At 72.0% G+C, this 13,042-nt stretch carries 11 protein-coding genes; 5 read left to right on the plus strand and 6 right to left on the minus strand.

Features of this window, described 5'->3' with window-relative positions:
* Positions 1 to 91 precede the first annotated feature (91 nt).
* A complete protein-coding gene (locus AB0399_RS05280) occupies positions 92 to 517 on the plus strand; it encodes a hypothetical protein (RefSeq protein ID WP_366410293.1) in 426 nt (141 codons plus the stop codon).
* Positions 518 to 529: 12 nt separating this feature from the next.
* Here the strand turns inward: AB0399_RS05280 and AB0399_RS05285 are convergent, their stop codons facing one another.
* A complete protein-coding gene (locus AB0399_RS05285) occupies positions 530 to 763 on the minus strand; it encodes a hypothetical protein (RefSeq protein WP_366410294.1) in 234 nt (77 codons plus the stop codon).
* Between the two features lie 460 nt (positions 764 to 1,223).
* Positions 1,224 to 2,759, minus strand: coding sequence for an MFS transporter (locus tag AB0399_RS05290; RefSeq protein ID WP_366410295.1), 1,536 nt, complete (start codon positions 2,757 to 2,759; stop codon positions 1,224 to 1,226).
* 87 nt (positions 2,760 to 2,846) lie between these two features.
* On the opposite strand from AB0399_RS05290, the gene AB0399_RS05295 reads away from it, so the two are divergent.
* Positions 2,847 to 3,467, plus strand: coding sequence for a TetR/AcrR family transcriptional regulator (locus AB0399_RS05295; protein ID WP_329373127.1), 621 nt, complete (start codon positions 2,847 to 2,849; stop codon positions 3,465 to 3,467).
* Between the two features lie 617 nt (positions 3,468 to 4,084).
* Positions 4,085 to 4,711, plus strand: coding sequence for an NAD(P)-binding domain-containing protein (locus tag AB0399_RS05300; protein ID WP_366410296.1), 627 nt, complete (start codon positions 4,085 to 4,087; stop codon positions 4,709 to 4,711).
* A gap of 450 nt (positions 4,712 to 5,161) precedes the next feature.
* Here AB0399_RS05300 and AB0399_RS05305 read toward each other — a convergent pair whose 3' ends face one another.
* The 4 genes from AB0399_RS05305 to AB0399_RS05320 form a co-directional block, all read right to left on the minus strand.
* On the minus strand, positions 5,162 to 6,511 hold the full coding sequence (locus AB0399_RS05305; protein ID WP_366410297.1) for a tetratricopeptide repeat protein: 1,350 nt from the start codon (positions 6,509 to 6,511) through the stop codon (positions 5,162 to 5,164).
* Entirely contained in the window at positions 6,508 to 7,242 is a 735-nt protein-coding gene (locus AB0399_RS05310) for a class F sortase (protein WP_366410298.1), read from the minus strand. Before AB0399_RS05310 ends, AB0399_RS05305 begins: the two co-directional genes overlap by 4 nt.
* On the minus strand, positions 7,239 to 8,957 hold the full coding sequence (locus AB0399_RS05315) for a DUF4331 domain-containing protein (protein WP_366410299.1): 1,719 nt from the start codon (positions 8,955 to 8,957) through the stop codon (positions 7,239 to 7,241). The genes AB0399_RS05310 and AB0399_RS05315 overlap by 4 nt, the downstream gene beginning before the upstream one ends.
* Positions 8,958 to 9,237: 280 nt before the next feature.
* The gene (locus tag AB0399_RS05320) at positions 9,238 to 10,320 is read right to left on the minus strand and encodes a HoxN/HupN/NixA family nickel/cobalt transporter (protein ID WP_366410300.1); all 1,083 of its coding nucleotides are present in this window, start codon (positions 10,318 to 10,320) and stop codon (positions 9,238 to 9,240) included.
* Between the two features lie 524 nt (positions 10,321 to 10,844).
* On the opposite strand from AB0399_RS05320, the gene AB0399_RS05325 reads away from it, so the two are divergent.
* Together AB0399_RS05325 and AB0399_RS05330 are read left to right on the plus strand one after the other, a co-directional pair.
* Positions 10,845 to 12,539 carry a high frequency lysogenization protein HflD gene (locus AB0399_RS05325; RefSeq protein WP_366410301.1) on the plus strand — a complete coding sequence of 565 codons (1,695 nt, stop codon included), beginning with the start codon at positions 10,845 to 10,847 and terminating at the stop codon, positions 12,537 to 12,539.
* A gap of 17 nt (positions 12,540 to 12,556) precedes the next feature.
* Entirely contained in the window at positions 12,557 to 12,901 is a 345-nt protein-coding gene (locus AB0399_RS05330; RefSeq protein WP_366410302.1) for a hypothetical protein, read from the plus strand.
* Positions 12,902 to 13,042: the final 141 nt, after the last annotated feature.

Genomic DNA, 13,042 nt, shown 5'->3' on the forward strand with positions numbered 1-13,042 from the left:
CGTCGCCGGTGCCGTGGGGATATTCGCTGGCGCTGCCCGTGTGCCCGGATGCATCGTGCGTCCTTGGGTATTCCGAGGCGGGGAGGACGGCGTGAAGACGAGACTGCGCGTGTTGCGTGTCGGCAACCGCAGATGCGCGTGGACAGCCACGATCGGCCATGTGCCGGGCGATGGCGACTGCCACCGGGTCATCCGCTTGCGTGTGTGGGGCTCCGGGAAGAACGGCCGAGTGCTGCAGGTGGACCTGCTGTCGAAGACCCCGTCGGGACCCTGGGGCGCCTGCGCGACGGACGGCGCCCATCCGACCTCCCGCGATGTGCGGGCGGTCGTCGAATACGCGCTGGCCCACGGATGGGAGGCTGACGAGGTCGGAGGGACGTTCCTGCTGACCGAGAACGAGCACGCCGCAGCATTCGAGCTCGCCGACTTCCTGATCACTGATCGAGTTCGGGACCCGGACGCGCCGGACCCGAGCGCGCGGGTGCTCGCGCTGCCGCGCGGTGTGTCTGCTCGGTGACCGCGCCGGACGTCAGCCGCACGAGCCGATCACGGTGGTCCGGGCGGCTGGTGGTCGCGTCACCGGCCGGGCCTGAGTGAGCGTGGCTCGAAGATGGACGATCTCCTCGTGCCGGGCCGAGAGCCGGGCGAGTGCCGGGGCGCGGAATTCGGGCAGGTCCCCGTTCGCGTTCTCCGACGCGACCAGGCGTGCCTTGAGCCCAGCCACCGGCCCCGACAGGTAGTGCGCGGCCGCGGTGTGCAGCACCTTCCGCAGCGTCGGGGTCGTCCCCGCCGGCCGCGCCGGACTCGGCCCGCCGCCAGATCCCGGGCCAGGCGCTCCGAGGGCCCAACCGGCGGCGCAGGTCCTTCATCCGCATCAGGCACAGCTCCGAGGCCCGCACCCCGACGATGTAGATCAACGTCGACATCACGTGGTCCCCGCACGCCACCGCCTCCTTGCGGGCGTGCGCCGACTCCCGGCCGCCGGCGGCGGCGAAGAACCCGCCGACCGCCCGCGTCGACGGCGGCACCCGCAGGACGAAGTCACGGCGGTGTGGGTGCCGGTTGAACGGGTCGATCGGCGAGTCGACCGCCGCCCCGAACCGCCGGACGATCCCGCGCGCGGAGCGCTGCTCCCGGAACGCGAAGAAGCGGTCGATCCGGCTCAGCGGCCCCGGGGAGGAGAGGGGGACCGTCGGGACGCGCGGGCGCCGCCGATCGACGGATCAGCCGCGCTCGGGGGATGCCTCGCGCAGGTCGATCGAGGAGGACGCGAACTCGCCGGCGAGGCTCAGCGCCTCCTCCTCGCGTTCCTCGGTGGGGGTGAGCCGGCTGCTGCTGGTGCGGGGGATGCCGAAGAGGGCCAGCAGCGCGGCGAGCAGGAAGAAGGCACCGCCCAGGCCGAAGGTCCAGACGAAGGCGCTCTCGGTGGGGAGCGAGACCGGCCCGGTGGGCAGGCGGTGGGTGGCGACCTGGCTCGCGAGGATCGTGACGACGAGCGCGCTGCCGATGGCGCCGCCCACGGTGCGCATGATGGAGTTGATCGAGTTGGCGACCCCGGTCTCGTGCGGGCCCACGTTCATGACCAGGAGCGTCGGCATCGACGCGTACGCGACGGCGATGGCCGCGTTGCAGATGATGACTCCGACGATGACCTCGGCGGTCGTGTCGTGGAGCACGGCCAGCAGCGCCATGCCGACCAGTCCGATGACGCAGGCCAGCAGCAGGACCAGTCGCGGGCCTATTCGGGCGACGAGACGGCCGGCCAGCGGTCCGGTGAACATCGAGACGATCGCGCCGGGGAGCATGAAGACGACGCTGGTGCGCAGGATCGACGCGGTGAAGCCGTACCCGGCGACCGCGTCCGGGGTCTCCACGAAGTAGGTGATCCCGAGGAAGACGCTGAACATCGCGAAGCCGATGCACAGCGCGGCCAGGTTGGTCGCGAGGACGGGCCGGCGGACCAGCAGGGCGAACGCGACGAGGGGTTCGCGGGTACGGCGCTGCAGGACGATGAAGCCGGCCAGGATGACGACCGCGGCGACGAAGAGCCCGATGACCTTGACCGAGCCCCAGCCCCACGCGTGCCCCTGGGACAGCGGCAGGAGCAGGCAGACGAGCCCGACGCCCAGGACCGCGGCCCCGCGGTAGTCGACCCGGCCGCCCTGGCCGGGCAGCCGCGGGATCGCGATCGCGGAGAGGACGAGCACCACCACGGTCATGCCGACGCAGAGCCAGAAGATCCGCCGGTAGTCGGCGCCGCCTTGTGTCAGCAGGCCGGTCGCGACGAGGGCGATCCCGCTGCCGACGCCCAGCGCGGAGGCGGTGACGGCCATCGCGCCGGTCAGCTTCTCCTTCGGCAGCGCCTGGCGCAGGACGCTGATCGCGAGGGGGAAGAGCCCGAAGCTCGCGCCCTGCAGGACGCGCCCGGCGATCAGCAGCTCGATGCTGTGCGTGACCGCCGCCAGGATGCTGCCGGCCAGCGTCACGACCAGCGCCGCGAGGATCACCCGGCGGTGCCCGAAGACGTCGCCGAGCCGGCCCAGCAGGGGCGTCACGGCGGAGGCGGTAAGCATGGTCGAGGTGGTGACCCACCCGACGGCGGTGGCCGACGCGCCCAGTTGCGTGCCGATCTCCGGCAGCACCGGGACCACCAGCGTCTGGATCATGGAGAGAAGGAAGACCGCCGCCGCCATGGTCACGACGACAAGGCGCGCCGGGACCGCGGGTTCGACCCCGGCCGAGGTTCGTTCATCAGGCATGGGGAGCACAGTAACGCGCGGACTCGACGGATGTCGATTATTGCCGACGCCCGTCGACAACACAGGACGGGAGGCTAGGATCGGGGCATGGCATCAGACACCGGCGTCCGTCCGGCCAGGCGGCGCGGCCGGCCGAGCAAGGGCGAGTTGCGCGAGGAGCGGATTCTCGACGCGACGCGGCGCCTGGTCGGCGAGCGCTCGATGGCCGACATCACCATCGACGAGATCGCCGCCGCGGCCGGCATCTCCCGGACCAGCTTCTACTTCTACTTCCCGACCAAGCAGGCGGTGCTCGCCGCGCTGATGGACCAGGTGTGGGAACGCCTCGGCCAGACCCACGTGTGGTTCGGCAGCGGGGGTCCCAGCCCGGACGAGCTGGGCGAACAGCTCCGGCGAGTGGCCGGGATATGGCAGGAGAACAGCAGGGTCCTCGCCTGCGCCATGCCCAGCGGGTTCGCCGGCGGCTACCCCCCGATGGAAGAGCTCATGGGCCGCGCGAAGCAGCGGTTCGTGGACGGCGTCGCGGAGAAGATCCGGCGCGACCGGACCGCCGGGCACGCCCCCGAAGGCATCGACGCCGCCGTACTCGCACGCATGGTGTCGGTCGTGCGCGACCACAGGCTCGCGGAGATCGTCGAACTGCCCGAGGCCGAACGGGAACGCGCCCTGGACGACCTGGCCGGGGTGATCCTCCGGATGATCTACTGACCCGCCACCGTCCGTCCGACCCACGCGCGTGACAGAGGGCCCGCGCGTGACCGCTGGTGACCGAGTGACCGCTGGTGACCGGTGGGAGCGACGGCCGATCCCGACCTGCCGAGGCTGACGCGAACCGGAGGGCGTCGGCCCTGTCGCGGCCCCAGGCCCCAGGCCCCGGGCCCCGGGCGCACACACTCGCCGCCCTGGATACGGCGCTCCGCCGGTCACGCCGAGACGCCGCTCCGGATGCGGGCGTCCGCGGCCTCCCGCAGGATGGCAGGGGCGCCGACGTCCCAGGTCGCGTCCGCGAAATCCCCGCCCCGACACCCCGGCCTCGGCCTTCCGGAGCACGACCCACCGGGCCGGAGCCGGAGCAGCGCGGCACCACCGGCGCCGGTGGTACGCGCATCCCCCGGCGCGTCTTGGCCGTGCCCGGCGGTATCGACCTGTTGCCGGCGCCGCCCGAGGGCCGCGCAGCGACCTGAACGCCCCTCCGCGGACGGGGAGTCGAGTACCCGGGCAGCGTCACCGGACCGTACCGCTCCCCGATCGACCCGCGGCGCGGCGCCGCCCGCGCTGACCGGACCGGCCGCGGCCCGGCGCCCTTCACAAGGAAAGAGGCACCCATGGAGATCACGATCGTCGGCGCGGGCAAGATGGCCCGCGGCATCGGCACGCGCGCCCTGGCGGGCGGCCATCGGGTCCGCCTCGTGGACAACACCAGGGCCAAGGCGGACGCTCTCGCCGCCGACCTCGGCGGGGGTGCGAGCGGCGCCGACTTCGACGCGCTGGACGGCGCCGACATCGTCGTGCTCGCCGTGCCGTTCGAGGCGGCGAAGAGCGTGGCCCGCGAGCACGCACAGGCCCTCGCGGGCAAGGTCGTGGTGGACATCTGCAACCCCGTGGACTTCTCCACCTTCGACTCGCTCGTCACCCCGCCCGGCGAGGCAGCCGTCTCCCTGATCGCGGCCGAGGCGCCGCGGGCCCGCTTCGTCAAGGCGTTCAACACGACCTTCTCGACCGCGCTGGTGGCGGGCGAGGTGGGCGGGCTGCCCCTGGACGTCTTCATCGCGACGGACGACGACGCGGCGCGGTCCGCCGTCACCGAACTCGTCAGCAGCGGCGGCCTGCGCCCCGTCGACGCGGGTCCCCTGCGCCGGGCCCAGGAACTGGAGGCGTTCCAGTTCCTGCACATGACGCTCCAGGACCGGCTCGGCCTGAACTGGTCCAGCGCGATCAAGATCCTGCCGTAGCCCCGAGCCGGCCCGCCACGTCCGGCGGTTCCGCGTACCTCGCTCCCCTGCACTCTGACTACGACGAGCCACCCGGGCTCGCGTCGGCGGGCTGATCGAGACCGGTGCCATCGCCCGTGTGACGGGGTGGGCCCTGTCCGCCGGAGCCGACCTGGCCGCAATGCCACCGCGATCGGCGCGCCCGCCGACTCCTCCGCCTCCGCTTCGATGTCCTCGACGCCGCTCGGCCGTCCCGCCCACGTCCCACGCGCCTACATCGCTGCGGCGGTCAGCAACGTGGCGCCGCCGGATGCACGAGCTCCGACCAGTACGGCGTGCTGCCGTCCCGGCGCAGCCGTCCGCTCCGAGCGGGTGCGGCCCCGCCCGTCCGGCGCGTGCCTCCGGAGCTGCCCCCGACTGCGCCTTCCACGTGTCGCCTACCGCTGCGGGACTGCGGCTTTGCTGCTCCGGTCACTTCAGGGTTGCGAGGGCGGCCCGTGCTTTGGGGGCGAGCAGGGGGCTGAAGTGGGGGTTGATGGCGAGGGCTTGGGTGAGGTCGTCGCGGGCTGAGGCGTTGTCTCCGAGGGATCGGTGGATCATCGCGCGGTGGTAGTGGAAGAGGGCGTTGCGGGTGCCTTGGGCGAGGGCCTGGTCGGATTCGGCGAGGGCTTCGGTGTCCTGGCCGTTGACGTGCAGGGCCCAGGCCAGGGCGTCGTAGGTGTCCATGAAGGGGCGGGTCTTGATGCCTTGTCGGGCGATGGTGAGGGCTTGCGCGGCGTTGCCGTGGTCGGCTTCGAAGAGGGCGGCGTCGGAGTCGAGGGCGACGCCGTTGGTGCTGAAGAGTTTCTGTTCGGCGCGGAAGACCTGGTACTGCTGTTCGGCCTGCCGGGTGCGGCCGAGGGACTGGTAGAGCTCGCCGAGTTGGAGGATGTACTCGGGCTGGGGAACCCGTCCCACGGCCTCGGTGAGGTCGGCGATGGCCGCGCCGGTCTTGCCGAGAGCGGTTTCGGCTCGGGCTTTGGCCTGGAGGAGGGCGGTGTAGGTGGGGGCGATCCGCAGGCCGGTCGCCGCCTGGTGGAGTTCGGTGGCCGGGTCACCGTTGTTGAAGGCGAGTTCGCCCAAATAGTAGTAGGCGAATGCCTGGTCGGCGGGGCCCGCGGAGTCGTCGAGGGCACGTTGCATGTCGGTCCGGGCGGTGGGGATGTCGCCGTTCAGTTCCGCGACGTAGGAGGCGCGGGACAGGGAGGGCGATCCGGGCCGGATGTCGACCATGTGCTGGACGGCGTCCGCGGCGTCGGAGTACCGGCCGAGTTGGGTGTAGGCGTCGGCGAGTGTGCCGTAGAGCGAGGAGTTGTACGGGTTGGCGGCGAGAGCCCGTTGTGACCAGGTCAGTGCCTGGGTGAAGTGGTGGCGGCCGGCTTCGAGGGCGGCCATGCCACCCATCGCGGTGAAGTTCCCCGCGGACTGCAGGGCCAGTGACCGTTTGAGGACGCCTTCGGCCTTGGGGTAGTACGTCGGGTCGGCGGTGGCCTTGGCCTGCTGGACGTAGTCGAGGCCGAGAGTGGCGAGCGCGACGGCGTCGTCCGGGGTCTGGCGCAGGTGGGTCTGGATGCCGGTGATGTCGGCGGCGAGGGGATCGGCCGGAGAGGCTGCCGCCCCTGCCTCGGCGGCAGGGGCCGCTCCGTGACCGGTCGGCGCGGCGGGCCAGGGGGCCAGTCCCACGCCACCGGCGAGGAACAGCCCGACTCCCAGGGCGGTGGTGAATCCGGCGGCCAGTACGGTGCGGCGCCGCGAGGGGCGCCTGCGAGGCGACGTGGTCAATTCCTGCTCCGGGTGGGTGTGACGGGGGCCGTCGGGTGGGGCGACGAAGTGGCGGCGCGGCCGGCGAGGGTGGCGTAGACGACGACGTTGTCGCGGTATCCGCCCTGCGCGTGGTCGTAGGAGCCGCCGCAGGTGATCAGGCGCAGGGCGGGGGCGCCGGTCAGTGCGTAGACCTGGCTGTCGGGGAAGTGGTCCTTGTCGTAGAGCCGCAGGGCACGGACGGTGAACGCGACGCGGGTGTGGTCCGCGCGGTCGACGGTGATCGCGTCCCCGGGGCGCAGCGAGGAGATGTTGTAGAAGGCGGCCGGGCCGGTCGTGGAGTCGACGTGGCCGACGATCACCGCGGCGCCCTGGTCGCCGGGCCGGGGCCCGTCACTCCACCATCCGACCTGGCTGGGCTGCTGGGGTGCGGCGAGGTGGCCGTCCTGCTGGACGTCGAGCCGGGTGAGCGGGTCGTCGAGGGCTATCTCGGCGATCCGGATACGGGTGGGCGGCGCGGCGGACGGTGCCGGTGCGGCCGCGCCCGCGGTCGGCAGGGCGGGCAGTGCTCCTATGTCCGGCGCGGCCCGCGGATGGGGCCGGGAGACGAGCCCCCAGGTACCGACCGCGGTCAGGACCAGTCCGGCGGTCACCGCCAGCGCGGCGGCGGTCAGCGGCAGGGTCAGCCCGCGCCGGGGCCGTCCGCCCTCCGGTGCGGAGGACGGACGGCCGGTGTCGGCGGGGCTGGTCACACCCGGCTCGTACGCCGCCGGCGCAGGGCCAGGACGCCGGCCGCGGCCAGCAGGGAGCCGCCGCCCAGGGCGCTCACGGGCACGATCGGGAAGCCGCCCTTGAAGGCGGTGCCGCCGAAGCCGGCGCCGACGCCGCCACCGGGCTGCACGGAGTCAGCCTGGTTCACCGCAGCAGTGTTGGGCAGCGCCACGTACGGGAAGGTGGACCCGGGCTGACGGTAGGGGGTGTTGACCCCGTCACCGGAGGCCAGTCCGGGAACGATCTTGCCGGTCTGCGCAGCGCCTTCGAGGGCCTGCAACTCGATGTCGACGACGTCGTCGTTCAGCCGACGGCCGTTGGGGAAACCGCCGAGGTCCTGGCCGAGCACGCCGAGCCGGTTGGGCGTGGCGGTCGGCGGGACGGACATGTTCAGCCGCAGTTCCTCGGACGGGGTGAAATTGGCCTTGTTCACGTCGGCGTTGAGCAGCTGCGAGTTGAGGTCGGCCTTGATCGGCCCGCACGCCTTGCAGACACCGGTCAGGAAGATCTCCACCAGGTCGTTGCGGGGGGTGGCGGGCGCCGGGATGCCGTAGATGCTCTGGATGAGCTTCGGCACGATCGGGTTCTTCACCGCGTTCACGACCGGCGTCACCGTGTGGTCCTGGTCAGGGTTGAGGGTGTTGAAGGCGTCCTTGTAGTTCAGCGGGACGACCACCTCGTTGACCAGCGGGTTGCCGAGCCGGGAGACCTGGTGCCAGCTCGTCGCACCGTCCTTGCCGGGCAGCGCCTTGGCCGGCGCGTCGGCGTTGACGGCGTCGTCCGCGCCGGAGTTGGCGGTGCGTTGGGAGGCGCTGCCGTGGGAGGCGGTGCCTTCGCTGCCCTTGCCCGCCGACGAGGCGACTTCCGCGCCCTGCCGGTCGGTGGTGGACCAGACGCCAATCACCGGATTGCGGGTGGCGTTGTGGTTCAGCGCCAGGTCCTTCTTGGGGACCTGGAGCGCGATGGTGTTGACGTTGTAGCCGGCGAGCGTGTTGTGGCCGGTCTCCTTGAGGTTGCCGCCGTACAGCAGGTCGAAGATCCGCAGGTCGAGGAAGAACGGGTCGGCCGCCTGGCCGGCGTAGGTCCGGCCGCCGCCCGGCAGCGCGACGGTGGCCTGCTTGCGCAGCGACGCATAGTCGGGCATCGACGCCTTGCCGACGTTCGACGGTGCCGCGGGCGCGTCCTTCAGGATCGTGCGGGTGTCGCCGTGGGCGTCGGTCTCCGTCAGGGTGTACGTCTGGCGGAAGTTCAGCGTCGGGTCGTCGAGGTTGTTGACGACGCCGGTGTTGTAGAGGAACTGGTTCTGGCCGTCGCGCAGGTGGTCGGTGAAGGACCAGGTGTAGGTGGTGTCGGCCTTGCCGTCGCCGTCACTGTCGATCTTGATGTTGTAGTGGGCGTCGTTCGCGAACGGGTAGAAGTTCGGGCCGCCGTTGGGCTCCTCGAACGGAATCCAGTTCGCCACCATGGTCACCGTGTCGGGGTTGTCCGGGCTGGTGAACGCGTACACGTCGGTGTTGTCGGCCTTCGGGTCACCGGCGATCAGCGGCGCCTCGCGGTGGCTGGAGGCGGAGCTGACGCCCGGGGTGAGACCGGCGACGGCAGCGGCGCTCAGCAGGGTCAGGGAGCCGATGGTCGCGAGCACACGCTCAGCGGGCCGGGCGAATATTCTGCGGCGCGGCAGGCGGGGACGATGCATGGGTCATCCGTTCGGGGCAGGCCGTGCCCCTTCCCGGAGCGCGGCGGCGGAGAGCAGAGACGCTCGAAGCCCCACACGGAAACCCTCACGGCCGCGCCGCCCGTGGGCGGCGGCTACTCGAGGACCCGCTCGTTGTGCGGCTTAAGCTCCATGTAAAGGCACCACGGGCGATCGGGGGTCGCAATCCGTCGCCGCCGAACGGGGGGGCGTTCCCCGCGGTATCGGGTCCATGCGGGTGGCGCCGGCACCGACCGAGCACGCGGCCTCGGTGGGCCGGCGTTCACTCGGCATCCTGCGCCTGCGGCGCGGTCACCGGGATCGAGGCGGCCCATCGCGTCTCGATGTGCGCGAACCTCCACACCAGCAGCGCGCCGGCCCACGCCACGGCGAACAGACCGACCACGACGAAGCCGACCGTGTTGAGATTCAGCGAGGAGACCCAGGACCAGAAGCCGCCGTGCAGGGCCAGCTTGTCGGCGAGCAGCGCGAGGAGTTCGACGGTGCCGATCACCAGGGCGACGGCCACCGACAGGCCGGTGATGGTGAGGTTGTAGTAGATCTTGCGGACCGGTTGGGAGAACGCCCAGCCGTAGGCGAAGTTCATGAACGATCCGTCGATGGTGTCCAGCAGGCTCATGCCTGCGGCGAACAGCACGGGCAGGCACAGGATGGCGTACCAGGGCAGGCCGGTGGCCGCGCCCGAGCCGGCCAGTACCAGCAGCGCGACTTCGGTGGCGGTGTCGAAGCCGAGGCCGAAGAGGAGCCCGACGGGGTACATCTGCCAGGGCTTGTCGATCGACCTCATCACCCGGCCGAGCAGCCGGTTCAGCAGGCCCCGCTTGTCGAGTTGCTCTTCCAGCGCCTGCTCGTCCAGTTGCCCCGCCCGCATCCTCCGCAGGACCTTCCAGATCCCCACCAGCACCACGAGGTTCACCGCGGCGATGGCATACAGGAACGTTCCCGAGACCGCGGTCCCGACCAGGCCGGTGACCGTGTGGAGCGTCGATGAGTCGTCCTGCAGCGGCCCGGCCAGGGATTTCACCCCGAAGGAGAGCAGGAGGGTGAGGCCGAAGACGATGCTGGAGTGGCCGAGGGAGAACCAGAAGCCCACCGACAGCGGGCGCCGGCCCTGACCCATCAGCTTGCGGGTGGTGTTGTCGATGGCCGCGATGTGGTCGGCGTCGAAGGCGTGCCGCATACCGAGTGCGTAGGCGGTGACACCGATGCCCAGACCGAAGGACTGCCCGCCCGCGCTGTAGTGCCCGGGCGCCACCACCGCGACGAGCGTGAACCAGCCCACGATGTGCAGGCCCGCGATGAAGCTTCCCATCGCGGCCAGACGTCCCCACTCGGGGCGGGTCATCAGGCGCGCCAAGCGGGCGAGACGCGAGGGAGAAGCTGCGGTGGGCGGGGCGGGGGGTGCGGTGGCGGCCATCGGCGCTCGTCTTTCGTCCGCAGGGGCGCGCTGGTGTCAGGGCACGAAGCTCCTTGTTGCAAGGTAGAGGCAGATACGACCACCAGGCAGGCGGTGTTAGCGCACACGGGGGGAGAGCCCGGCCGAGCCCCCGCGCGCTCGGGCGGCGCCCGTGGCCCACGGGCCAGGGCCCCGCGGGCGGCGTCCGAGAGCCGTGCGGTCGGCGCGAACAGGCCATGCATGGGGCCGACCGGGTCGTCCGGCAGGGCCGCGTGGGTGATCGGAGTGCGATGCCACGGCGTGGGAACCCCGCATCCGGTCATCACTCACTGCGTTGTCCCCTGCCCTCGAAGGTCGGCGTCCGATGGCGACGCCCACGGTGCCAGCGGACCAGGCCGAATGTCCGGCCACGCCCTGAGCACGGTGACAGGCCGCACGCACTGAGCTCCCCCGCTGCTCCAGGAGGCCATCCCATGACGAAGCGCCCGCTCGCCTGCCGGGTGGCGGCCACCGCTGCCGGCGTCACGTGGCTGCTCGCGGCAGCCGCGCCCGCCGCTCAGGCCCACCCGCTGGGGAACTTCTCGATCAACCACTACACCGGGTTCACGCTGCGCCCCGACCGCGTCGACGTCCTCGCGGTGACCGACACCGCCGAGATCCCCACGCTCCAGGCCGCCCCGAGCGTCGACAGCAACGGCGACGGAAAGCAGAGCGCGGCGGAGCGTTCGGCGTGGGCAGCCGCCCGCTGCGCCGAGACCGCACGCAAGCTCAAGGTCACCGCCCCGACGCGCTTGAACTGGACGGCGGCCTCCGTCACGTTCGCCTACCGTCCGGGCCAGGCAGGTCTGCACACCAGCCGGCTCGAATGCCGCCTGCACGCCCCGTTGAACCTGACGGCCGGTCCGGTCACACTGCGCGTCGCCACCGGCGCCGACACCAGCCGCGTCGGGTGGAACGAGATCACCGCGACAGGCGCCGGCACCCACCTGCGGCAGTCCACCGTCCCCCGGAAGTCGGACTCCGACGAACTGCGACACTATCCGCGCGACCTGCTCGCCACCCCCCGCGGCGACATCACCGCACAGTTCACGGCGGTCAACGGAGAGGGCACGTCGACCACCGCCGGAAGCGGCCCCTCCGTCCACAGCGGTGGCCTGACCGCACGGGTCGAGGCACTCTCCCAGCACCTCACCGCACTGACAGGGGCCCGGCGCCTCACCGTCCCCGTCGGTCTCCTGGCCGTCCTGCTCTCCATCGTCCTGGGCGCGGGACATGCCCTGCTGCCCGGACACGGCAAGACCGTCATGGCCGCCTACCTCGCCGGCAAGCGCGGGCGGACCCGCGACGCCATCACCGTCGGCGCGACCGTGACCGCCACTCACACCGCCGGCGTCCTCATCATCGGCCTGTGCCTCACCACCTTCTCCTCACTGGCAGGCGACACCGTCCTGAACTGGCTCGGCGTCGCCAGCGGCGCGCTGGTCGCCGTCGTCGGCGCGGGCCTCCTCCTCGACGCGACGAAGCGCGCCCGCAACCAGGCCCGCTCCTCACTCGACGACGCGGCGGCAACGGACCTGCCCCAACCCGCGCTCGTCGGCGCGAGCGGTCCGGCCGCGGTCGCCACCACTGCCCAGGACGCCCCGCCTCACAGCCACGACCACGTGCACGGCACCGCGGGCCACCACGCACACGACCGTCCCCACGACCGCGACCACCATGAGCAGGACCACGACCACGGTGTGGGCCACGCCCACGATCACGGACACGGAAAACCGCACCGGCATGGCCTGTTCGGACACCACCACAGCCACGCACCGACCCCCTCCGGCGCCCAACCCTTCACCACCCGCGGCCTGGTCGGTCTCGGCATCGCCGGCGGACTCGTTCCGAGCCCCTCGGCCCTGGTCGTCCTCCTGGGTGCCATCGCGCTGGGCCGGACGGCCTTCGGCGCCGGACTCGTCGTGGCCTACGGCCTCGGCATGGCAGCCACCCTCACCGGCGTCGGCCTCCTCCTCGTACGGCTCGGCGGCCGGTTGGGCGGCCTCAGTGACCGGCCGATATTCGCCCTTGCCCGCCGTATCGCCCCGCACACCGCGTTGCTGACCGCCGCACTCGTCCTTGTCGTCGGCCTCGGACTGATGGCACGCAGCCTGCCGACCGTCCTCTGACCAAACGGGAGCACGACATGATCCGCCGCCCGCTCGCCGCCGCTCTCACCACCGTCTTCGCCGCGGCCGCCCTCAGCGCCTGCGCGGGCCCCACGACCGGACCGCTGGACGCCCAGACCGCCACCCCCTCCCCCACCTGCCGGGTGCACCAGACCAAGCAACCCGCGCTCCCCTACACGGCGGGCGCCCACGCCGACACCATCTCCGTCCTCCAACTCATGCACTACTACACCGCCAACGGCACCAAGGCGTTCTGCGACGGCAAACCCCCCACCGACGCCGACCGCCAGTGGACGGACCTCTACACCAGGCTCGGTGGCGCGCCCGCTCACCTGTCCGCCCGGACCGTTCGCACCCCCTGAACTCCGTAAGCCCCCAAGCGCCTTCCCGACTGCTGCGGCGCCCGGCCGCAGTCCGGTTCCGGCCGTATGCGGCCCTCAACGGATGGACGCGGCGCACCGGGGGTACGCATAGCGGCGCCGCGGGAGCGTGAGGTCCGGCAT

The organism is Streptomyces sp. NPDC088194 (assembly GCF_040702025.1).
Lineage (GTDB): Bacteria > Actinomycetota > Actinomycetes > Streptomycetales > Streptomycetaceae > Actinacidiphila.

Excerpts from the sequence above, each read along its gene's own strand:
- AB0399_RS05290 (WP_366410295.1), bottom strand. The coding sequence starts at position 2,759 with ATGCCTGATGAACGAACCTCGGCCGGGGTCGAACCCGCGGTCCCGGCG.
- AB0399_RS05295 (WP_329373127.1), top strand. The coding sequence starts at position 2,847 with ATGGCATCAGACACCGGCGTCCGTCCGGCCAGGCGGCGCGGCCGGCCG.
- AB0399_RS05300 (WP_366410296.1), top strand. The coding sequence starts at position 4,085 with ATGGAGATCACGATCGTCGGCGCGGGCAAGATGGCCCGCGGCATCGGC.
- AB0399_RS05315 (WP_366410299.1), bottom strand. The coding sequence starts at position 8,957 with ATGCATCGTCCCCGCCTGCCGCGCCGCAGAATATTCGCCCGGCCCGCT.
- AB0399_RS05320 (WP_366410300.1), bottom strand. The coding sequence starts at position 10,320 with ATGACCCGCCCCGAGTGGGGACGTCTGGCCGCGATGGGAAGCTTCATC.
- AB0399_RS05325 (WP_366410301.1), top strand. The coding sequence starts at position 10,845 with ATGACGAAGCGCCCGCTCGCCTGCCGGGTGGCGGCCACCGCTGCCGGC.
- AB0399_RS05330 (WP_366410302.1), top strand. The coding sequence starts at position 12,557 with ATGATCCGCCGCCCGCTCGCCGCCGCTCTCACCACCGTCTTCGCCGCG.